The 19,452-nt window shown below is 60.3% G+C and carries 25 protein-coding genes; 10 read left to right on the forward strand and 15 right to left on the reverse strand.

What is annotated here, in order from left to right; genetic code table 11:
• Positions 1-180 precede the first annotated feature (180 nt).
• The 4 genes from BA011_RS09145 to BA011_RS09160 all read left to right on the forward strand — a co-directional run bounded on the left by BA011_RS09145 (position 181) and on the right by BA011_RS09160 (position 3,189).
• The gene (locus tag BA011_RS09145; RefSeq protein WP_065280210.1) at positions 181-954 is read left to right on the forward strand and encodes a transporter substrate-binding domain-containing protein; all 774 of its coding nucleotides are present in this window, start codon (positions 181-183) and stop codon (positions 952-954) included.
• A 113-nt stretch (positions 955-1,067) separates the two neighbouring features.
• On the forward strand, positions 1,068-1,874 hold the full coding sequence (locus tag BA011_RS09150) for an ABC transporter permease (RefSeq protein WP_065280211.1): 807 nt from the start codon (positions 1,068-1,070) through the stop codon (positions 1,872-1,874).
• Entirely contained in the window at positions 1,871-2,701 is an 831-nt protein-coding gene (locus BA011_RS09155; protein ID WP_020050268.1) for an ABC transporter permease, read from the forward strand. Before BA011_RS09150 ends, BA011_RS09155 begins: the two co-directional genes overlap by 4 nt.
• A 221-nt stretch (positions 2,702-2,922) precedes the next feature.
• Entirely contained in the window at positions 2,923-3,189 is a 267-nt protein-coding gene (locus BA011_RS09160; protein ID WP_003540344.1) for an usg protein, read from the forward strand.
• Between the two features lie 60 nt (positions 3,190-3,249).
• Here the strand turns inward: BA011_RS09160 and BA011_RS09165 are convergent, their stop codons facing one another.
• Positions 3,250-3,975 carry a DUF2270 domain-containing protein gene (locus tag BA011_RS09165; RefSeq protein WP_065282469.1) on the reverse strand — a complete coding sequence of 242 codons (726 nt, stop codon included), beginning with the start codon at positions 3,973-3,975 and terminating at the stop codon, positions 3,250-3,252.
• Positions 3,976-4,089: 114 nt separating this feature from the next.
• Between BA011_RS09165 and BA011_RS09170 the strand changes: the two genes are divergently transcribed.
• From BA011_RS09170 to BA011_RS09185, 4 genes are all read left to right on the forward strand, one after another.
• Positions 4,090-4,908, forward strand: a complete 819-nt coding sequence (locus BA011_RS09170) for a class I SAM-dependent DNA methyltransferase (RefSeq protein ID WP_065280212.1) — start codon at positions 4,090-4,092, stop codon at positions 4,906-4,908.
• 128 nt (positions 4,909-5,036) lie between these two features.
• A complete protein-coding gene (locus tag BA011_RS09175) occupies positions 5,037-5,723 on the forward strand; it encodes a glutathione S-transferase family protein (RefSeq protein ID WP_065280213.1) in 687 nt (228 codons plus the stop codon).
• The gene (locus BA011_RS09180; protein ID WP_065280214.1) at positions 5,720-6,061 is read left to right on the forward strand and encodes an ArsR/SmtB family transcription factor; all 342 of its coding nucleotides are present in this window, start codon (positions 5,720-5,722) and stop codon (positions 6,059-6,061) included. Before BA011_RS09175 ends, BA011_RS09180 begins: the two co-directional genes overlap by 4 nt.
• Positions 6,058-6,534, forward strand: a complete 477-nt coding sequence (locus tag BA011_RS09185; protein WP_027667603.1) for an SRPBCC family protein — start codon at positions 6,058-6,060, stop codon at positions 6,532-6,534. Before BA011_RS09180 ends, BA011_RS09185 begins: the two co-directional genes overlap by 4 nt.
• Before the next feature lie 78 nt (positions 6,535-6,612).
• On the opposite strand, the gene BA011_RS09190 is transcribed toward BA011_RS09185, so the two are convergent.
• The 10 genes from BA011_RS09190 to BA011_RS09235 all read right to left on the reverse strand — a co-directional run bounded on the left by BA011_RS09190 (position 6,613) and on the right by BA011_RS09235 (position 13,729).
• Positions 6,613-7,080 (reverse strand): DUF1801 domain-containing protein, encoded by a 468-nt coding sequence (locus BA011_RS09190; protein ID WP_065280215.1) that lies wholly within the window; start codon positions 7,078-7,080, stop codon positions 6,613-6,615.
• A gap of 47 nt (positions 7,081-7,127) precedes the next feature.
• Positions 7,128-7,598, reverse strand: coding sequence for a DUF1801 domain-containing protein (locus BA011_RS09195; protein WP_065282470.1), 471 nt, complete (start codon positions 7,596-7,598; stop codon positions 7,128-7,130).
• A gap of 11 nt (positions 7,599-7,609) precedes the next feature.
• A complete protein-coding gene (locus BA011_RS09200) occupies positions 7,610-7,831 on the reverse strand; it encodes a hypothetical protein (RefSeq protein ID WP_065282471.1) in 222 nt (73 codons plus the stop codon).
• 57 nt (positions 7,832-7,888) lie between these two features.
• Positions 7,889-8,299: an SRPBCC family protein gene (locus BA011_RS09205; protein WP_065280216.1), complete on the reverse strand. Its 411-nt coding sequence runs from the start codon at positions 8,297-8,299 to the stop codon at positions 7,889-7,891.
• Positions 8,296-8,619, reverse strand: a complete 324-nt coding sequence (locus tag BA011_RS09210; protein ID WP_065280217.1) for an ArsR/SmtB family transcription factor — start codon at positions 8,617-8,619, stop codon at positions 8,296-8,298. Before BA011_RS09210 ends, BA011_RS09205 begins: the two co-directional genes overlap by 4 nt.
• Before the next feature lie 248 nt (positions 8,620-8,867).
• On the reverse strand, positions 8,868-9,698 hold the full coding sequence (locus BA011_RS09215) for an ABC transporter ATP-binding protein (protein WP_065280218.1): 831 nt from the start codon (positions 9,696-9,698) through the stop codon (positions 8,868-8,870).
• Positions 9,699-9,708: 10 nt separating this feature from the next.
• Positions 9,709-10,545 (reverse strand): aliphatic sulfonate ABC transporter permease SsuC, encoded by an 837-nt coding sequence (gene ssuC / locus BA011_RS09220; RefSeq protein WP_065280219.1) that lies wholly within the window; start codon positions 10,543-10,545, stop codon positions 9,709-9,711.
• An 87-nt stretch (positions 10,546-10,632) separates the two neighbouring features.
• Positions 10,633-11,823 carry an FMNH2-dependent alkanesulfonate monooxygenase gene (ssuD, locus tag BA011_RS09225; protein WP_065280220.1) on the reverse strand — a complete coding sequence of 397 codons (1,191 nt, stop codon included), beginning with the start codon at positions 11,821-11,823 and terminating at the stop codon, positions 10,633-10,635.
• Positions 11,824-12,196: 373 nt separating this feature from the next.
• On the reverse strand, positions 12,197-13,162 hold the full coding sequence (locus tag BA011_RS09230) for an aliphatic sulfonate ABC transporter substrate-binding protein (protein ID WP_065280221.1): 966 nt from the start codon (positions 13,160-13,162) through the stop codon (positions 12,197-12,199).
• A gap of 189 nt (positions 13,163-13,351) precedes the next feature.
• Positions 13,352-13,729, reverse strand: a complete 378-nt coding sequence (locus BA011_RS09235; RefSeq protein WP_065280222.1) for a hypothetical protein — start codon at positions 13,727-13,729, stop codon at positions 13,352-13,354.
• A gap of 163 nt (positions 13,730-13,892) precedes the next feature.
• On the opposite strand from BA011_RS09235, the gene BA011_RS09240 reads away from it, so the two are divergent.
• Both BA011_RS09240 and BA011_RS09245 read left to right on the forward strand, forming a co-directional pair.
• Entirely contained in the window at positions 13,893-14,762 is an 870-nt protein-coding gene (locus tag BA011_RS09240; protein ID WP_065280223.1) for an NAD(P)-dependent oxidoreductase, read from the forward strand.
• Positions 14,759-15,442: a DNA alkylation repair protein gene (locus BA011_RS09245; RefSeq protein ID WP_065280224.1), complete on the forward strand. Its 684-nt coding sequence runs from the start codon at positions 14,759-14,761 to the stop codon at positions 15,440-15,442. The genes BA011_RS09240 and BA011_RS09245 overlap by 4 nt, the downstream gene beginning before the upstream one ends.
• Positions 15,443-15,805: 363 nt before the next feature.
• On the opposite strand, the gene BA011_RS09250 is transcribed toward BA011_RS09245, so the two are convergent.
• From BA011_RS09250 to BA011_RS09265, 4 genes are all read right to left on the reverse strand, one after another.
• Positions 15,806-16,876 carry a porin gene (locus tag BA011_RS09250; RefSeq protein WP_065280225.1) on the reverse strand — a complete coding sequence of 357 codons (1,071 nt, stop codon included), beginning with the start codon at positions 16,874-16,876 and terminating at the stop codon, positions 15,806-15,808.
• Between the two features lie 717 nt (positions 16,877-17,593).
• Positions 17,594-18,082 carry an Lrp/AsnC family transcriptional regulator gene (locus BA011_RS09255; RefSeq protein ID WP_003540387.1) on the reverse strand — a complete coding sequence of 163 codons (489 nt, stop codon included), beginning with the start codon at positions 18,080-18,082 and terminating at the stop codon, positions 17,594-17,596.
• Between the two features lie 69 nt (positions 18,083-18,151).
• Entirely contained in the window at positions 18,152-18,784 is a 633-nt protein-coding gene (locus BA011_RS09260) for a uracil-DNA glycosylase family protein (protein ID WP_065280226.1), read from the reverse strand.
• A 4-nt stretch (positions 18,785-18,788) separates the two neighbouring features.
• Positions 18,789-19,346, reverse strand: coding sequence for a thermonuclease family protein (locus BA011_RS09265; protein ID WP_065280227.1), 558 nt, complete (start codon positions 19,344-19,346; stop codon positions 18,789-18,791).
• Positions 19,347-19,452 lie beyond the last annotated feature (106 nt).

Here is a 19,452-nt window from a genome sequence, read left to right on the forward strand (position 1 = left end):
GTTGCAGTCTGCTTTCGTTCATCTCGCCTGTTATTTGCACCGCACAATTGCGCGGGAATTTGTGTTGCAATTCCATGAAAAAAAGTCTGATTATCGCCGCAAGGCGGTCTCGGCACCGTTGAACTGCGGCCGTCAGCCCAACAGAAAAAGGAGCGACGGCTACCAACAGAGAGGATCCTCATGCTTAACCCTACCCGTATTTTCGCGGCAGCCTCGATCGCGGCGATATCGCTCTTTACCGGTTCGGCCATGGCCGATGGCGAGAAATATGTGATCGGCACCGATTCGACCTATCCGCCCTTCGAATTCGTCGATGCCAGCGGCACGATCCAGGGCTTCGACATCGACATTACCAAGGCGCTCTGCGCTGAAATGAAGGCCGAATGCTCCTTCGTCAGCACCGACTGGGACGGCATCATCCCGGCGCTCAACGCCAAGAAGTTCGACATGATCGTCTCCTCCATGTCGATCACGCCGGAGCGTCTGAAGCTCGTCGATTTCTCGAACAAATACTACAACACCCCGCCGGCCATTGCCGTGCCGAAGGATTCGACGATATCAGACGTCGCCGGCCTCAAGGGCAAGGTGATCGGCGCGCAGACCTCCACGACGCACGCCAACTATGCCGAGAAGCATCTCGCCGACACCGAGCTGAAGCTCTATCCGACCGCTGACGAATACAAGCTCGACGTTGCCAGCGGCCGTGTCGACGCCGTCATCGACGACGTCGTCGTTCTCTCCGAATGGGTCAAGTCCGACGCCGGCGCCTGCTGCAAGATCCTGACGACCCTGCCGGTCGACAAGGAAATCAACGGCAACGGCGCAGGCATTGCCATCCGCAAGGGCGACCCGTTGAAGGAAAAGCTGAACACGGCGATCGCTGCGATCCGCGCCAGCGGTGAATACAAGAAGATCCAGGACAAGTACTTCGACTTCGACGTTTACGGCGAATAAGAAATTCGTTATCTCGCCGATGAAGGTAATGGCGGAAGGCTTGCTCTTCCGCCATTTTTGTTTGACAAAGATAGCAAGATTAAAACGGCAAAAGCCGTGAGGGGAATTCTCGCATGGGCGGATTATTTTCCGCGCTGGGCTCCTTCTGGAGCTGGATTGTGCACATTTTCGATCCGCTGTGCGGACCCGTTGGCATCTTCACTTGGTTAGGTCAGTCGACGATTCTTGCCTGTGGCGATACCGGCTGGGGCGACGAGATCGCGCTTGGCCTGCAGGTCACCGTTTCGGTGGCGATCGTCACCCTGCCGATCGGCCTCGCCATCGGCTTCCTGGTTGCGCTCGGCCAGCAGTCGGAGGAAAAGTCGCTGCGGCTGGCGGCCGGCATATACACGACGATCTTCCGCGGCCTGCCGGAGCTTTTGACGCTCTTCATCATTTACTACGGCATGCAGATGTTGATCCAGTCTCTGCTTGCCTTCGTCGGTTATGACGGGCCGCCGATCGAGATCAACGCCTTCCTCGCCGGCGTCATCGCGCTTTCGGTCGTCTTCTCCGCCTACTGTTCGGAAGTGCTGCTCTCGGCCTTCCGCGCCATTCCCAGGGGACAATATGAAGCGGGCGACTCGCTTGGGCTGCATCGCGGCCGCACGCTGCGCCTTATCATCCTTCCGCAGCTCGTGCGCATCGCGCTGCCGGGCCTGACGAACCTCTGGATGGTCCTCCTGAAGGACACCTCCTACGTCTCTATCATCAGCCTTGCCGATATCCTGCGTCAGACAAGTGTTGCCGTGCGCGTGACCAAGGAACCTTTCTTCTTTTATGGTGTGGCCTGCTGTCTTTATCTGGTGCTTGCCATCCTCTCCTCCTTTCTGCTCGTCTATGTCGAGCGTTGGGCCAAGCGTTCGGAGGTCCGTCGATGAGCTACGCCGAAACGCTGATCCCGCCGCAGCCAGCACCCCGCGAGATGATAAAGCCGATGACGCCGGCGCGCATGGCCGGCTATATTCTCGTCGCCATCTGGGCTGTGCTCGCGGCCCTTCTTGTCATTTCCGTTATCAATGGCTGGGATCCGGAAAAATTCATTCGCTACGGGCCGCGTTACCTCCATGGTCTCTGGATAACGCTGAGCCTCGTTTTCATTTCGGTTATCTGTGGCGCCATCCTGTCGCTGCCGCTTGCCATGGCGCGCATGTCAAACAATCGCGTGCTGAATGCGCTGGCCTACGGCTACATCTATTTCTTCCGCGGCACGCCGCTGCTTGCCCAGCTGTTCCTGGTCTATTACGGCCTCGGCGTATTCCGGCCGCAGCTTGAGGCCGTCGGCATCTGGTGGTTCTTCCGCGAAGCCTGGTATTGCGGCCTTTTTGCCATGACCATCAATACCGCGGCCTACCAGGCGGAAATCCTGCGCGGCGCGATCGAAAGCGTGCCGCACGGCCAGCGCGAGGCCGCCGCGGCACTTGGCATCCATAACAGCATCGCCTTTCGCAAGATCATCCTGCCGCAGGCCTTCATCGTCGCACTTCGCCCTTACGGCAACGAGATCATCCTTCTGATCAAGGGCTCGGCGGTCGTTGCCATCATCACCGTGCTCGACCTGATGGGCGAAACCCGCTACGCCTTCTCCCGCACTTTCGACTACCAGACCTATCTCTGGGCGGCGATCTTCTACCTCACCATCGTAGAGGCCTTACGCCATCTCTGGGCCTGGTTCGAGCGCCGCCTGACCCGGCACCTCAAGCGCTGATACATGACGCCCAAAACTGTCTCGCGGCTTTGGGATAACGGCATTCATCAAACAAAAGCCAGCTTGGCAGCACTCTCGGAATGGCGCTGCCAAGCCATTGATATCAAAAATAAATTGTCCTTTTACGAAGTATCTGTAAAGCTTTCGTTAACCACTCGCATGTTTCCATATCATGTGGCGCTAATAAGCGCGCGAGTGGGAACAAGAAGAAGCGGAATACGATGCACAAGGACATGGAAAAACAACTGAAGGGCTATGGTCTGACGACCGCCCAGATCCTCTACCGTCTGCCGGACCACCCGGTGATCCTACAGACCTATGTCTGGCAGGATTATGACCTCGCTCCTGATTTTCCCGAAATGCGCGGTTTCCTGAAATTCTGGGAAGAGAAGCTGGATGGGCCGCTGCATTCGGTGCGCTACATCCACCGCAAACTGATCTCGGCAACCGAATGGCGGGCACTGAAGGGCGAGTTCATCCTGCACTGATCGGCTCTGCAGCATGATGCCGAAAAGTGTGAACGGTTCGGGCGATATGTTCTGACCGCGTCAGACATGCGCCTCGCCATGGCCGAATTCGCCTTCGTCGCGATCCGGGCGAAGCGCGAAACCGAGCATGCCGAGATAGAAGGCGACGACGATGGCAATGACCGCAAGGCCGGGAAGCGGCCCGAGCACGGCATTGTCGATGACATAGGCCCATGACTGCGCCTGCAGCGCCGGCATGCCCTCCGTCTGCAGCTTCGGCGTCGAGATCTTCAGGCACCAGGCGAGCAACAGGATGAAATACATCCAGCCATAATTGCGTTTGAGCCGACGGTGCATCGCCTCTTGATAGCTGAGCAGGAAGCGCGGCTTGCGCAAGCTGCTGGCGACCACCACCGCCCATTCGCTGCCGGAATTGGCGTCGGGCGCCAGGATTTGCGCGAAATAGCAGCGCTCGATCTGGCGAATGCGGGCGCGATAGATATCGAAGAAGCGGTAGCGCCGCGCCTCGATCATTAGAAGCAGCGTCACCAGCATCACCCCGAACAGCAGCACCCCGTGATGCGAGGTCGGCGTCGACAGCGACACCGAAAGCAGTGCGGCAACCACGGTGATCGCCCAGTTGGACGTCCGGTCGATGCGGTCGCGCCAGCTCGTCATCCGCCCGAGTTCACCGCGGTAATAGTGGCTGAGCGTATTGGTGACCTCGTTTGGTGTCGTAGGTAGCAGGAATGCCCGGCCGGTCTCTCCTTCCCTCGCCGATGATGTCCTCTCTGGCTCCGTTTTCATGGCCTTTCCTCCCTTGGTCTTCTTTTCGGCCATTCTGCGCCCGCAATCGCGCCATTGCAAAACATCGAAAGCCGTCTTAGACGCATGCCTGAAACAAAAGGACGATGGGCTGCGATGGCAAAGAAGATCGACGAAGAAGCTCTTGGCGAGGCCTATAACCGCGCGCTGGCGCTGGAAAAGGCCGGCGATGTCGACGCCGCCGTTGCAGCCTATGAGGAAGTCCTGGCGATCGATCCCGACGATCACGGCGGTGCGGCCGTGCGCATTGCGGCGATGGGTCGCGGCGAAACGCCGGTCAAAGCGCCCGACGCCTATGTCGAGACCTTGTTCGACCAGCATGCCGAAGTTTTCGAGGACGTGCTCGTCGAGCAGCTCGGCTATCACGTACCGATGCTGGTGCGTCAGCGCCTGCAGGCGCTGCAGCTCGGGCCATTCAAGCGGCTGCTCGATCTCGGCTGCGGCACGGGCCTCACCGGCGGCGCGCTGCGCGACCTCTGCGCTGATATGACGGGCATCGACATATCGGAGAAGATGGTCGAGATCGCCGATGAGAAGGATCTCTACGAGACGCTCTTCGTCGCCGAGGTCGAGGATTTCCTCGACGACAACGACGAGGAAGCCTTCGACATCATCGCCGCCACCGATGTGCTGCCCTATCTCGGCGCGCTCGAACCTCTGTTCTTCGGTGCCGCCGAGAACCTGACGCCGGGCGGCCTGTTCATCTTCTCCTCGGAAACCCTGCCCGAGGAAATCCTCGCCGGCCGCGCCTATATGGTCGGCCCGCACCAGCGCTTCGCCCATGCCGACGCCTATGTGAGAGAACGCCTGACGGCCACCGGTTTCGAACTCGTCGAGATATCGGATATCAACGTGCGCATGGAAGACGGCCAGCCGACACCAGGCCATTTGGTGATCGCCCGGTATAATGGCTGACGCCAACACCTGATAGATCGGCTGACGGAATACTTGCCCGGTTGGCGAAGTATCTGTTGCGAAATGCGTCACGACCTGATAGTTAGTCGATCGGTAAAGTTTACCACAACGATAGCAAAGGTCGCCGCATGTCGCTCGTGCTCTATGGGCATCCGCTCGCCTCTTTCTGCCACAAAGTGCTGATCGCGCTTTACGAAAACGGCACTCCCTTCGAGAATCGCATCGTCGACCTTTCCGACGAAAGCTCGCGCGCCGATCTCTTTCGCTTCTGGCCGATCGGCAAGATGCCGCTGCTGCGGGATGAGGCGCGCGACAGCACCATTCCAGAGACGTCGATCATCATCGAATATCTCGAGCAATATTATCCCGGCCCCCTTCGCCTGCTGCCGCCGGAGATCGACCGGGCGCTGCAGGTTCGCCTCTGGGACCGCTTTTTCGACCACTATGTCCAGACACCGATGCAGACCATCGTCAGCAATCGTCGGCGCGCCGAGGGCACGGCAGATGAAATGGAGGTGGCAGCCGCCAAGGCGACACTCGCGACCGCCTACGCGATGATCGAAAAGCAGCTCGCCGATAAGCAATGGATATCAGGGGACGGCTTCACCATGGCCGATTGCGCCGCTGCCCCCGCCCTCTTCTATGCCGAGACTCTGGTTCCGTTTTCATCGGAACAGCCGAACCTTCGCGGCTACTACGAGCGACTGCAGGCGCGCCCGTCCTTTGCACGGGCGCTGGAAGAGGCCCGCCCCTACTTCAAGTTCTATCCCTACAAAGACAGGCTGCCGGCCCGCTTCCGGGATGCGGCGGGATGATGGAAAGCCAGGCAGATCTCGACCGCATGTTTCACGCGCTTTCCGACCGCAGCCGCCGCGGCATGATCGATCGTCTCGGCCGCGGCCCGGCCTCCGTCACCGAACTGGCCGCGCCGCTCGCGGTTGCCCTGCCGACGGTGATGAAACATCTGCAGGTGCTGGAGGAAAGCGGCCTCGTTTTCTCCGAAAAATCCGGCCGGGTGCGAACCTACCGCTTGCAGCAGGACGCGCTTGCCGCCGTCGAGCGCTGGGTGGAACAGCGGAAGATCCAATGGACGACCACCTTCGACAGGCTGAACCACTTTCTCGCCAATGAAACGGAGACCCTCCCCGAATGACGACACGATCCGCCGAACACGCCACTCTCGTCATCGAACGCCACCTCAAGGCGCCGATTTCCCGCGCCTTCCGCGCCTGGTCAACACCGGAATCCAAACGGCAATGGTTCGCCTGCCATGGCGAGTGGGTGCCGCTGGACTACGGGCTCGATTTCCGCCCCGGCGGCGCGGAAAGGAACTACGTCGCCGATACTGACGGCCTCCTGCACGCCTATGACGCCCATTACATCGATATCGTGCCCGATGCCCGCATCATCTACGCCTATGAGATGAAGCTTGGGGAAAGCCGCATCTCCGCGTCGCTCACAACCGTTGCCTTCGAAGCCGCACCCGGCGGCACGAAAATGGTCTTCACCGAACAGGTGGTCTTCCTCGACGGCTACGCCGACAACGGTGCCCGCCTCCAGGGCACCGAGATCGGCCTCGACAATCTGGAACTCTTCCTCGAGCGCGAGGAAAGCCCGATCCACTGATCGCATGTCACGCAAAACCAAATCGCCTCGCATGAATCAAGTTTGACGCGACGCGTTTCAGGCGAAATAAGCCAAGCCTCAAGCGCTGCTTGATTTCTTGCCCGAGCCGGCAGGACGAACCGCAGCCCGCTTTGAGGTGTTGAGTGCGACAGCACCGCGAATGAGCGCCTTCAACGCCTCCTCGTCGATCTCGTCGCCCTCATGGAAATCGATGGCTCGCCTGGTGTTGCCGTCAAGGCTGGAGTTGAAAAGGCCTGAAGGGTCCTCCAGCGAGGCGCCTTTGGCGAAGGTCAGTTTCACCACGCTTTTGTAGGTCTCGCCGGTGCAGATGATCCCGGCGTGCTCCCACACCGGAACGCCTCTCCACTTCCATTCCTCGACCACGTCGGGCTCGGCCTGCCTGATGAGAGTTCGGACCCGAGCGAGCATCTCGCCGCGCCAATCGCTCAACTCCTCAATTCTCGCGTCGATCAAACGAGAAGGAGAGTCTCCGCCCTTCTCTTCGCTGGAGTCGCTCTTCTTCAGGGTTGCCGTGACTTTTTTCATCGATATCTTCCCCTCCATCCCTTAAGTGCTGGTGCCTTGACGTCCGCTCACATTCGTTCGCCGGGCAATTGGCTGGCCTGCTCGACCCAGGCGGCGAACTGAGCCTCGTCGAGTTGGTCTTCCTCATGAATGTGGAAGTAACGCACTTCCTTTTGTTTGGACTCGCCTGGCGGGATGGGACTGAGCGACGTGCCGCGGAAGAAAGCGACCTTGATATATTTCGCGAAGCAATGGACACCGAGGAACCAGCCCTGCCCTTCCATGCCGTAGAGAGGCGAGTTCCATTTCACGGCCTTATACACCCCGGGCACCGTGCGCGTGATGAGCGCGTCGAGACGGCGCCCGACATCGCTTTTCCAGCCGGGCATGGCGGCTATGTAGGCTTGCACTGGAGCGTCGCCGTAACCCTTGGCGATCTGAGGGTTGCCACCCGAGAGAAGGACCGGCTCCACAGTATCAGGCTTGGCGGCTGTCTTCTTCGTGAGCTTTGCCGCGGTCTTGGATGTCTTCCCGGACATTGCCTTCACTCCTACCCTCCGCTGCGTCCTGCGCCGCGCCACCTGGTGGCATATGGCAGCGCGAACAAGTAGAGACCGGTGAGCAGGAGCAAGGTCAGCGGCAGCAGCGCCATGAGGCCCACCCGGACGGACGATTTCTCCTGCACCATTGCGATGATATTAATTATGACGGCCAGCGTAAAGGCAATGGACAGCCAACGGTGGATCTGCCGAAGCCAATTATTCCAATTCAAGGGAACCTCCTGCGAAAACAAGCGAAGCGGATGGCGTGATCCGTTTTGGCAGCGATCTCACTCGATGCGCGTGAGCACCTGCTCCAGCTTTGCGAAGAACTGCTGCCAACCGCTTTTGGCGCCGCCGTAAGCCTGCCGCTGATCCGGCCGGAAGCCCGACTGCTCCATGCGCAGCTGCGTGCCCGCACCCGTGGGCGTGAGAGTCCAGGTGACGACACTTTCGAGATCATAGGCAGCCCAGGTGTAAGACAGGGTCTTGTTCGGCTCGACTTCCAGGACCTGGCAATCGACGGAGCCCCAATCCGCGCTCAGCTTGAAACGGTGATCCACGACCGGCACGAAATCGTTCTTCATCAGCCAGTCCGCGATAAGATGCGGCTGGGTGAGCGAGCGCCAGATCTTTTCCGGCGGAAAAGGGATCTCTCGTTCGACGATGACGGAACGGGTTTCGTTTGAAATTTCGGTCATTGGTCCATCCTTTTCAATAGATCTTCCAGCTGGTCGAACCGATTTTGCCAAAAGCCCGCCATCTCACTCGTCCAGTCGACCAGTGGCGCCAGCGCACCGAGCTGGGCGCTATAGTGGGTCTGGCGACCTTCATGGCGGTCGCGCACCAATCCGGCTTGCTTGAGGATTCCGAGATGTTTCGAGACGACCGGTTGCGAGACCCCGGCCCGAGACGTCAGAGCCCCGACCGTCTTCTCCCCTTCGCGGCACAGCCGTTCGAAAAGAGCCCTCCGGGTCGGATCGGCGAGCGTTCTGAAGAGCACATCCTGGGTGTCCGACATCTACAATCCATACCCCGTTGGCTATGGATTTATGTATAGCCATGGAGATATGAGTGAGTCAAGCTGGACGTAAAATACCTCGAGAAAATAGTTATTGCTGCATCTAGTGCGCGTGGCAGCGCGCTTGGCAGAGGCGAGTAAGTTTCACATACCCAAGCGGCTATACATTTTCGCCATTGGGCATGCATGCTCGCGCGGACACGCCTCGCCTATGCCGAGGTCATGCAGCGTCGCGAATAGCCTTGGGATCAATGGCCGCCGTCGGTGCCGAGAATCGCAGCAAGCAGCCGGCCTTCCAGCTCGGCGAGGCCAGGATGGCCGTGCCGGCGTGGACGCGGATAGGGAATGGGAAGATCGAGTGCGATCCGCCCCTCGTCGAGCACGATGACCCGGTCGGCGAGATGCACCGCTTCGCTGACATCATGGGTGACGAGCACTGCGGTGAAGCCGAGTTCGTGCCAGACACGGTTGATGAGTTCCTGCATGCTGATCCGCGTCAGCGCATCGAGGGCGCCGAGCGGTTCGTCGAGCGCCAGCACGCCTGGCCGGCTGACCAGCGCCCGCGCCAGCGCCACGCGCTGCCGTTGCCCGCCGGAAAGCCGCGCCGGCCATTCCCCGGTCTTTTCGCCAAGCTGGACTTCGGCAAGCACGGTATCGGCCGCCTTCGCCGCCGCCCGGCTGTCGATGCCGTCGCCGAGTCCGACGACGACATTGTCTGCGACACTGAGCCAGGGCAGCAGCCGCGGCTCCTGAAAGACGATACGCGCGTTCGGGTTCACCTGCGCGCCGTCGGCATCCTCGAAATGCAGCTCGCCGGCGCTCGGTTCGTCGAGGCCCATCAGGATGCGCAGCAGCGTGCTCTTGCCGCAGCCGCTCTTGCCGATCACGGCGACGAACTCGCCGGCCGGAATATGCAGATTGATGCCGCGCAGCACGCGGTTGGCCCCAAAGCTCTTTTCAAGCCCCGTCAGGCTGATCGCCGCGGACGCACTGCGGCCCACTGCCGGCGCGTGTTCGCGCGCATAAGCTGGCTCTTCTTCGGCGACGGCGTGAAAACGCTCATCTGCGATCGATGTCACGGCGTCTCTCCTATTTCTGATAGACCGGGTTCCAGGCGAGCAGCCGCCTCTCCAGCGCCCGGGCGATGACATCGGCAAGCTTGCCGAGCACGGCATAAATGACGAGGGCGAGCACGACGACGTCAGTCATCATGAATTCGCGGGCATTGTTGGCCATATGGCCGATGCCTGACGATGCGGCAATCGATTCCGATACGATCAGCGTCAGCCACATGATGCCGAGCGCATATCTGAGGCCGACGAAGATCGACGGCAGCGCACCAGGAAAGATCACCTTGCGGAAAAGCGTCCAGTTGCCCATGCCATAGACTTTGCCCATCTCGATCAGATCGCGATCGACATTGCGCACCCCGTGATAGGTGTTGAGATAAACCGGGAAGAGCACGCCGAGCGACGTGAGAAACAGCTTCGATTCCTCGCCGATCCCGAACCACAGGATGACAAGCGGGATCATCGCCAGATGCGGAATGGTGCGCAGCATCTGCAGCGTCGTATCCGTCAGCTGTTCGGAGATGCGCGATACGCCATTGGCGATACCGAGCAGGAAGCCGATCGAGCCGCCGACGAGAAGGCCGGCAAAGGCGCGGCCGGCGCTCACCAGCACGTCATTCGGCAACTGGCCGGAAACCGTCGTCGACCAGAAGGCAAGGCCGACATCGGCCGGCGACGGCATGATGCGCGATGAGATCCAGCCGGCCGAGGAGGCAAGCTGCCAGAACGCCACGATCGCCACCGGCACCAGATAGGGCGTCAGCTTCTCCAGGCCGGGCAGCGGCAGGCGGAGCCCCGCCTTCCCGGCTTTTTCGGAAGCGACCGATCGTACGAATGGAGTATCGAAAGTCGACATGGGATTGTCCTCGCGCTTATCGGGAGCAGGATGTCGCAAGCCGTAAGCGGCTTGCGATGGTGTCACGCTCGGCGTCTTCGTTCGAGTTCAGGAGCCGGAGACGACTTTCAGATTGCCGCCATGGCTGCCGCCTGCGAAGACCTGCTTGCGGCCGAACTCGTTGTTGAAGCCCAGGCGCTGCTGCTCGCGGGTAATGCCGAGTTCGGGGAAAAGCAGTTCGGCGACGCGATAGGCCTCTTCCAGATGCGGATAACCGGAGCCGATCACCGTATCGATGCCGATCTCCTGATACTCGCGAAGGCGCGCGGCCACCGTCTTCGGCGAGCCGACCAGCGCCGTGCCCGCACCGGCACGCACCAGGCCGACGCCGGCCCAGAGGTTCGGCGAGACTTCGAGCTTGTCGCGCCGGCCGCCGTGAAGGGCAGCCATGCGCTTCTGGCCGACCGAGTCGGACTCATGAACGAAGCGCTCCTGCGCTTCGCGGATCGTGTCGTCGTCGAGATGGCGGATCAGCCGCTCGGCCGCCTCCCATGCCTCCTCGTCGGTTTCGCGCACGATGAAGTGCAGGCGAATGCCGAAGCTCACCTCGCGGCCGCGCTCGCCGGCGGCCTTGCGCACCTTGGTAATCTTCTCGGCAACCTGTGCCGGCGGCTCGCCCCAGGTCAGGTATTTGTCGACGCGTCCGACGGAGAAATCGATGCCGGCATCCGACGAGCCGCCGAAATAGAGCGGCGGACGCGGGTTTTGCACCGAGGGAAAGCCGAGGCGCGCATTGGTTGCCTTGATGTATTTGCCGTCGAAGCTTGCCGTTCCCTTTTCCAGCAGTTCCTCGAAGACGGTGAAGAACTCCTCGGCATGAGCATAACGCTCGTCATGTTCGAGATGGATGCCGTCGCCGGCAAGCTCCGCCGGACTGCCGCCGACGACGATGTTGAGCAGCAGGCGGCCGTTAGAGATTCGGTCGAGCGTCGTCGCCAGACGCGCGTAATAGGCCGGAGACGCCGTGCCCGGGCGGATCGCCACCAGGAACTGCAGCTTCTCAGTCTTGGCGGCAAGGGCTGCGGCCGTCACGAAGGATTCCTCGCAGGCAACCCCGGTCGGCAGCAGCACGCCGGAATAGCCGAGCCGGTCGACGGCCTGGGCGATCTGCGTGAGATAGCCGATCTCGGGTGCACGGTTGAGCTCGGAGGAGCCGAGATAAGTGCCGTCGCCCGATGTCGGGATGAACCAGAGGAAATTGATCGGCTCGGATGTGCCTGTATGGGAGATGGTGGTCATGAAAGACGGTCCTTTAGCTGCGGAATTCGAAAATCAACTCGCGCGGTAGAAATGGCCCCGGCAAGCGGCGACGCGCAGACTCTCCGCCCTCTCGACGTCCCCACCGCGCGAATGCTTGGGAGGATCGCGCTGGCGGTTGTAAGAAGGTGGACTATCCATCTGTGCGTGAGCATCTGAAATATCCCTGTCGATCAGAAGGCGGCTGGTCGATGCCCTGTGTCCCGCTCTGATCATCGGATACTGACATAGACCACCAATTAGATCGACAATATCAATTTTCTATTGTAATCCGTTTTGGGGAATATTTTTCCGGTTCGGCGGCATGGAGGCCCTCTCCATGCCGCCTCGCGGAAATCTTGGCCCGGCCGGAAAATCAGCTTGCCTTGGGACGCCAGACGATATCGCCGGTCGTAAGCTTCTTCGGCAGGATGCTGAGCCCATAGAACTCGTCGGCGAGCGCCTGCTGATAGGCGGCGGCGGCATCGGTGATGGTCGAGACGCTGCCGAGATCGGCACCCTTTCGCGTCAATGTCACGCGTGTCACGTCAACCGGCACGCCGGTGATCTCGGAAAGTTCCTTCACCGTCTCGTCGAGATTGCTCTGGGCCGACGTGCCGACCTTGGCAAGCTCATCGATCACATCGACGACCACCTGCCCGTTGGCTTCGATGAAATCGCGATTGGCGAGGAAGAAACTGTAGGAGTCGACGATGCCTTCGGCGGTCGTCAGGATACGCGTCTCCGGATCGGCTTCGGCAATCGCCAGATAGGGATCCCAGATCGACCAGGCGTCGATGCTGCCATTCTTAAAGGCGGCCGCAGCATCCGGCGGCGAAAGATCGAGCTGCTCGACATCTTCGGGCTTCAACCCCGCCTGGCGCAGAACCTTGACGGTTACGTTATGCGCGCTGGAGCCGCGTTTGAAGGCAACCTTTTTGCCCTTGAGATCTTCAAGCGTCCTGATGGGCGAATCCTTGCGCACGAGGATGGCCGACGCTGCCGGGCTGCCCTTGTAGAGCCCGACATAATAGAGCTGCCCGCCGGCCGCCTGGGCAAAGAGCGGCGGCACATCGCCGGTCGCGCCGAAATCGAGAGCGCCGGCGCCCAGCGCTTCGAGAAGCGGCGGGCCGGAGGTAAATTCTGACCAGCTGACCGCAATGCTGCGGTCGGCAAGCCGCTTCTCAAGCGCGCCGCGGCGTTTGGCGAGCGCCAGCACGCCGTTCTTCTGCCAGCCGATGCGCAACTCGCTGGCGGCAGCGCGTGCCGGCTTGACGGCCGGCAAGATTGCCGTGGCCGCAGCGGCTCCGAAAAGCCCGAGCGTTTGTCGACGTGAAATCATGACTATTCCTTTCTTGAACGGCGTCGGGCCTGTTTTCGGGCTGGTCGACCTGTCAGTTACCAGCATCATGATGATGAAATCTATAATTTAGATCGACAATTTTATTTGCGACATTCGGCCTTTGCTGAAATTTTGCAGCCCGAGAATCGCCCTTAAGCGGAATTTTTTCGCGCGCCCTTATGCTGCCTATTATCCCGGCTCACTCCGACCTTCGGCGGCCAGGCGCTCACGGATGAAGGTGGGGCCGCCGGCAAGACGCTTCGCAAGCAGGCTTGCGGGATTGACCATGCGCCAATAGGGCGTAATCGTCGAAACCGGCTCGCCCTTCTCCAGCGCGCCGAATGACAACTCGGCGATCGCACGCAAATGCCGCTGCACGGTCACCGGACAACAGGCGTCCGCCCCGTATTGAGCGGCGAGACGGCGGCGGAGAGTGCCTAATTCGGTGAGGACACCTTCCGGTGCCGATCGAATCTGCGCTGCGACCATCTGCTGCGATGGAATAAGCATCGCCTGCATTCCGCTACGGCCTTTGCGCCGCGGCTTGATCGTCGGAATTTCGGTCATGTCACCCCCGGAACATAATGCCTTCCCTCCAATCTAGGGCTCGGCCGAACGGTAGCCAGCCTCATATGCGTCAATCGGAAGGAAGTCCGTCTTCACGGGCTTTTCTGCTCCCGCCGTTTCGGTTAATCCTCGGGCCTACACTTTGAGGAAAAGGATAGGACATATGGCAAAAGTCGCGTTCATCGGTCTCGGCGTCATGGGTTTCCCTATGGCGGGGCATTTGAAGACGAAAGGCGGCCACGATGTCACCGTCTATAACCGCACGCCGGCAAAAGCCGCCGCCTGGGCCGAGAAATTTTCAGGCCACGCCGCCCCCACCCCGGCGGAGGCCGCCGCCGGTGCCGATTTCGTCTTCGTCTGCGTCGGCAATGACGAAGATCTCCGCTCGGTGACATCGGGCGAGAGCGGCGCTTTACACGGCATGAAGCCCGGTTCGGTGCTGATCGACAACACCACCGCCAGCGCTGAAGTCGCCCGCGAACTTTATGCCGCGGCCAAGGAAAAAGGCGTCGACTTCATCGACGCTCCCGTCTCCGGCGGCCAGGCCGGCGCCGAAAACGGTATCCTGACCGTCATGTGCGGCGGCGACGAGGCCGTCTTCGAACGCGCCAGGCCTGTCATCGACGCCTACGCCCGCATGGTTGGCCTGATGGGGCCGGCAGGCTCGGGCCAGCTGACCAAGATGGTCAACCAGATCTGCATCGCCGGCCTCGTCCAGGGACTTGCCGAAGCGCTGCATTTCGGCAAGCGCGCCGGCCTCGATATTGAAAAGGTCGTCGAGGTGATTTCCAAGGGTGCGGCTGGTTCCTGGCAGATGGAAAACCGCCACAAAACCATGAACGCAGGCAAATACGACTTCGGCTTCGCGGTCGACTGGATGCGCAAGGATCTCGGCATCGTGCTCACCGAAGCCCGCCGCAACGGCGCCAAACTGCCGGTCACCGCCGTCGTCGATCAGTTCTACGGCGACGTGCAGGCAATGGGCGGCAATCGCTGGGACACATCCTCGCTGCTCGCCCGCCTCGAGAAATGATCGGCCCCTCCTCCGATGCGGCAGAGTTGATCGCGCATCTCGAAACGCTGCGTTCGGAGGAGAATGTCGCCGGCATGGCGCGCTTCGGCATCGTTACCGGCGGCGCCCTCGGCATCTCCAATCCCGATATAAGGGCGGTCGCCAGACTGGCGAAGAAGGATCACCTCAGGGCAATGCAGCTCTGGCGAAGCGATATCCGCGAAGCCCGCCTGCTCGCCCTCTACACAGCCGAACCGAAGCGGTTGACGACGGAAGAAGCCCGACATTGGGCAGATGATTTCAACTCCTGGGAGATCGTCGATTGCGCCGCCGATCTCTTCGTCGAGGCCGGGCTGGACGAGCTCATCTCAGACTTCGCCGCCGACGAGCGCGAATTTATTAGGCGCACAGCCTTCGCCATGATTGCCGGTACCGCGGTTCACTTGAAGAAGGAACCTGATGCGACCATCCTCGCCTGGTTGCCGCTGATCGAGGCCCAAGCCGGCGACCCGCGAAACTTCGTGCGCAAGGCGGTGAATTGGGCGCTGCGCAGCATCGGCAAGCGCAACCTCGCCTGCCATGCGCCGGCCCTGGCGCTCGCAAGGATCCTGGCGGAAAGTCCCGATAAAACCGCCCGCTGGATCGGCAAGGATGCCGTCAGGGAGCTGGCCGGCGAAAAACTATTGGCACGGTTGAGATAAGGCGGGATGCCGGCTCGAATAAGGATGCCTGGCGCTGTGAGTCAACGCTGTTTGGGAGAACGGACACAAATAGCCGTCCGCACGACAATTCTATCGGTGGATCCAACTCGTTAGAAAATGGAAAAACGGGGTGCCTCTAGAAGCGAGGCTGGCGGAATGCCCATGTGCAATGCGCACCGCATCGGTTCGGCTCACCTGGAGGCATCGTGATTGACTGCCTTGAAGCCTGCACGCAAAAAAACACTGCAAGGACGGTCCGGCAGGGAAGACCGGACCCGTCCCCGTAGCTGATCGGAGGTCACTCGGATCAGAAACTGATTGAAGTGCTCCCGATCCGAAGACCGGGAGCATCCACCAAGTGGATTAGAACGAACGCTGCAGGCGGAAGTAGCCCGAAGTGGAGTCCTCACCATCTTCCGGATCGAGGTACTGAACCGAAGCCTTGGCGTAGAAGTTGTCGACGATCTGGTAGTCAACCGTCAGACCGACCTTCCAGGCATCACCGGCACCGTCGTAATCGCTAGGAACGGTGTCAAACGAGCCTGCACCGCCGATGTAGTTGGCGTAGTACTGAGCGCCCGGGGTGATTTTCAGCTTGTCGGTTGCCTTGATGGCGTATTCGGCAGCAATTGCCCATTCAGCCGTCGAGTAGTAGGAGTTCGGGCCGGAAGAGTACACAGCAGCGAGGCCGAGCGTACCGGGACCGATTTCAACCGTACCCATAGCGCGGATTGCGCCGTCTTCGTTGTCTACGTCCCAGCCACCGGTGAGCTGGTAGCTGAATGCGCCGGCAGTGCCGCCGATGCCGAAGGCAACGCCGACATTGTTCGGACCATCGTTCGGAACAAGGAGGCCGGTGACGGGATCCACGTCACCCTGATAAACGCCGTCTTCCAGTTCGTCGACGCTGAGGCCGGCGTAGAAAGTGCCGCTTTCATACTGATAACGGATCGAGTTGTGGAGCGTTACGACCGAGCCGATGTCGTCGGTTTCACCGGAGAGACCATCGTCCCACCAGCTGTAGAACAGACCGGCGCGGAAGCCCGCGACGTCGAGGTAAGCGGAGTCGAGGATGGCGTCCTGATCGGTGGCATTGTCAGCATTGAACTGCATGACGATGACGCCGGTCAGCGGACCATACTCGGTATCGCTCTTGGCCGTGAACTGAACCTGACCGCGGGTCACTGCATCCCAATCAGAGTCGTTGTCACCACCTGGGTTGTCGCCAACGTTGACCTGGAAACGGATGTAGCCTTCGATCTTGAGGCAGGTTTCGGTGCCCGGGATGTAGAAGTAGCCGGTGCCGTAAGCGTCGCAGACGCGAACATATTCAACCGGTTCCGGCTCGGCAGCAACGATAGCGTCAGCTGCAAGAACCGGCGTCGATGCAGCAAATGCTGCTGCTGATGCAAGCAAAACCATTCTGATGTTCATTTACCAATCCATTCCTTTGTCGATCGGGGCTGGCTTCAGATCGGGTAGTCGATTTGAAGCCGGCCCAGTTTGAACAGCCATCTCGGCGTGCGGATCGATCGAACCGCCAAACCGTCATCACATACAAGGCTCTATCAAGCAATTGTAGATATACGCCAGATGGCTTCTCACGGGCTACTTTCCCCGGCAACGTGATTTTTATACAACAATTTCAAATATTTATACAAAAAACATGCAAAACGGCTCCGCGACGGAGATCCTCCATCGCAAGCCGCACACGCTACACCCCATTTGTCAAATTCTCCACCGTCCGAACCCCGTCGAACATACTGGTGAAGCGCATAAACTCTACCGCCAGCTAACAAGCACAATCAAGGTGGCGGTTTGGAACATGGTGTCCTGAATTCGATACCAATGAGACAAAATTATGACACATCGCCCATTGGTTACATCGACCATAACCCCGGAATCCTTACCAGGCTATTCATTTTTCCAGGAATTAGGGGCGATTTGAGCGTTTTTTCGCTATTTTTGAGGCTTTTTTCAGTTGGGCGACCGCACATCCCCAAACTCGGTCTTGCCGAACCGGCATTCCCCGTCCGGCCAGAATGTCACAAGTCGCCTCCCAACCGGCATATCCGAGGTCGCAGACTCACGCCTGGTATGAGGCCCGCTGGACTTTGCGGTGTCGCGTGCGGTCACGCCGCACGCTTGACCTCAATCCTCGTTGGACTTGGCATTGTCGAGAATCATGTAGTCGAGCGGCAGTTGCGTCGAATACTTGATCTGCTCCATCGCAAAGGCGGAGGAAACGTCGCGAATCTCGATCTTGGCGATCATCCGCTTATAAAACGCGTCATAGGCGGCGATATCGGGCACGACGACTCGCAGGAGATAGTCGACATCACCGCTCATCCGGTAGAATTCGACCACTTCGGGGAATTCGGCGACCACCTCGGAAAAGCGGCGCAGCCATTCGATCGAATGAGTGGCAGTGCGAATCGACACGAAGACGGTGACCTTGGTGTTGACCTTCTCCGGATCCAGAATGGCGACTCGGCGCTTGATGACGCCGTCTTCCTCCATCTTCTGGATGCGCCGCCAGCACGGCGTCGTCGAAAGCCCCACTTTCTTGGCGAGATCGGCAACGGCAAGCGTCGAATCTTCTTGCAGAAGACGCAGTATTTTTCGGTCGAGGCGATCCATGCGCACAGCAGTCCTTTCGAATTATTTTCTTTGTATAACTCGATTCCGCGCAACGAAAAGAATTTTGTTTCAGGAAAGCAGCATTTTCGTCCGATCCTGCAGGACCGGGAGCAATTCTTTCTCGAACCAGGGATTGCGCTTCAGCCAGCCGCTATTGCGCCAGCTCGGATGCGGCAGCGGCAGCACCGCCGGCGATCGGTCGGACAGAAGACTGTCGCGCCATGCCCGCACCGTCTCGGTCATATTGTCCTGCCTTTCGCCGGCCATATGCCAGGCCTGCGCATATTGGCCGATGACCAGCACCAGTTCGATCTGCGGCATGGCCGAGATCACTCTTTGCCGCCAGAACGGTGCGCATTCGCGCCGCGGCGGCAGATCCGCGCCCTTGTCATCATAGCCGGGAAAGCAGAAGCCCATCGGCACGATGGCGAATCGGTCGCGGTCATAGAAGCTTGCCCTGTCAACGCCGAGCCATGATCGCAGCCGGTCGCCCGATGCATCGTCAAACGGCAGGCCGCTCTCATGCACCCGAAGCCCGGGCGCCTGCCCGGCGATCAGGATGCGCGCGCTCGATGAGATCACCGCCACCGGCCGCGGCTCGTGCGGCATCCGGTATTCGAGGCCTTTCGCCGGCGCGTCGCGACAGATGCGACAGGAGGCGATCTCATGCCGCAGCATCTCCAGCATGGCTTCGTCGCTCATGGCTTTACTCCCACCCGACGATCTGCCCGATGAAGCGCAGAGCGCCATCGAAACCGGAACTCTGGCGCGCATGATCGCGCACATCGCGCGGCCGCTCGAAAGTCCCGGCCCAGAGACCCGCCCTCTGAGTCTTCGCCTCGGCCTCCTCCTTGCCATAACCGTCATAGGAAATGGCCATGCCCCGGCGCACCATGGCGGCATTGATGTCGCTGCCCGCCCCGCTGCGGCAGATGACGAGCAGCCTGTCGTAGCGGTCGCGCCGGCTGCCCTGACACAGCGTTCCCGATGCCAGCACCATGTCCTGCAGCGCCGCGCGCGCCGCGCGCCCGCAGGCCCAGGCCTTCCCCGCCCGCTCGCAGCTCTGGTTGAGCTCCGGCGCATCGATACCTTCGAGGCGCAAACGTTCGTCTCCCAATGTCAGGCTGTCGCCGTCGGCAGCATGAAAGGCGCCCATATGCTCGATTTTTGCTGCATCGTTGAGCTTGGCGGCGATTAGCGCGACGAGCGCCAGCATGGCAAAAGCGGTCACGCCGTCGCGAATCAGGCGCAGGCCCCGTGTCACGCTTTTGCCTCCTTAAAAAACAAATCCTTGGCAAAGATGGCAAACATCTTCTTAAGAATTGTCGGTTAAGCTCTTATCCACCCTGGGATGAAGTTTCAACGTGCAC

It is taken from the genome of Rhizobium leguminosarum, from assembly GCF_001679785.1.
GTDB lineage: Bacteria > Pseudomonadota > Alphaproteobacteria > Rhizobiales > Rhizobiaceae > Rhizobium > Rhizobium leguminosarum_R.

Bases quoted from the DNA above. Each gene is read 5' to 3' on its own strand.
- BA011_RS09185 (WP_027667603.1), top strand. From the start codon at position 6,058: ATGACGACACGATCCGCCGAACACGCCACTCTCGTCATCGAACGCCAC.
- BA011_RS09165 (WP_065282469.1), bottom strand. From the start codon at position 3,975: ATGAAAACGGAGCCAGAGAGGACATCATCGGCGAGGGAAGGAGAGACC.
- BA011_RS09235 (WP_065280222.1), bottom strand. From the start codon at position 13,729: ATGACCGAAATTCCGACGATCAAGCCGCGGCGCAAAGGCCGTAGCGGA.
- BA011_RS09170 (WP_065280212.1), top strand. From the start codon at position 4,090: ATGGCAAAGAAGATCGACGAAGAAGCTCTTGGCGAGGCCTATAACCGC.
- ssuD (WP_065280220.1), bottom strand. From the start codon at position 11,823: ATGACCACCATCTCCCATACAGGCACATCCGAGCCGATCAATTTCCTC.
- BA011_RS09155 (WP_020050268.1), top strand. From the start codon at position 1,871: ATGAGCTACGCCGAAACGCTGATCCCGCCGCAGCCAGCACCCCGCGAG.
- BA011_RS09240 (WP_065280223.1), top strand. From the start codon at position 13,893: ATGGCAAAAGTCGCGTTCATCGGTCTCGGCGTCATGGGTTTCCCTATG.
- BA011_RS09205 (WP_065280216.1), bottom strand. From the start codon at position 8,299: ATGACCGAAATTTCAAACGAAACCCGTTCCGTCATCGTCGAACGAGAG.
- BA011_RS09245 (WP_065280224.1), top strand. From the start codon at position 14,759: ATGATCGGCCCCTCCTCCGATGCGGCAGAGTTGATCGCGCATCTCGAA.
- BA011_RS09145 (WP_065280210.1), top strand. From the start codon at position 181: ATGCTTAACCCTACCCGTATTTTCGCGGCAGCCTCGATCGCGGCGATA.
- BA011_RS09180 (WP_065280214.1), top strand. From the start codon at position 5,720: ATGATGGAAAGCCAGGCAGATCTCGACCGCATGTTTCACGCGCTTTCC.
- BA011_RS09255 (WP_003540387.1), bottom strand. From the start codon at position 18,082: ATGGATCGCCTCGACCGAAAAATACTGCGTCTTCTGCAAGAAGATTCG.
- BA011_RS09230 (WP_065280221.1), bottom strand. From the start codon at position 13,162: ATGATTTCACGTCGACAAACGCTCGGGCTTTTCGGAGCCGCTGCGGCC.
- BA011_RS09210 (WP_065280217.1), bottom strand. From the start codon at position 8,619: ATGTCGGACACCCAGGATGTGCTCTTCAGAACGCTCGCCGATCCGACC.
- BA011_RS09195 (WP_065282470.1), bottom strand. From the start codon at position 7,598: ATGTCCGGGAAGACATCCAAGACCGCGGCAAAGCTCACGAAGAAGACA.
- BA011_RS09150 (WP_065280211.1), top strand. From the start codon at position 1,068: ATGGGCGGATTATTTTCCGCGCTGGGCTCCTTCTGGAGCTGGATTGTG.
- BA011_RS09190 (WP_065280215.1), bottom strand. From the start codon at position 7,080: ATGAAAAAAGTCACGGCAACCCTGAAGAAGAGCGACTCCAGCGAAGAG.
- ssuC (WP_065280219.1), bottom strand. From the start codon at position 10,545: ATGTCGACTTTCGATACTCCATTCGTACGATCGGTCGCTTCCGAAAAA.
- BA011_RS09160 (WP_003540344.1), top strand. From the start codon at position 2,923: ATGCACAAGGACATGGAAAAACAACTGAAGGGCTATGGTCTGACGACC.
- BA011_RS09250 (WP_065280225.1), bottom strand. From the start codon at position 16,876: ATGAACATCAGAATGGTTTTGCTTGCATCAGCAGCAGCATTTGCTGCA.
- BA011_RS09175 (WP_065280213.1), top strand. From the start codon at position 5,037: ATGTCGCTCGTGCTCTATGGGCATCCGCTCGCCTCTTTCTGCCACAAA.
- BA011_RS09260 (WP_065280226.1), bottom strand. From the start codon at position 18,784: ATGAGCGACGAAGCCATGCTGGAGATGCTGCGGCATGAGATCGCCTCC.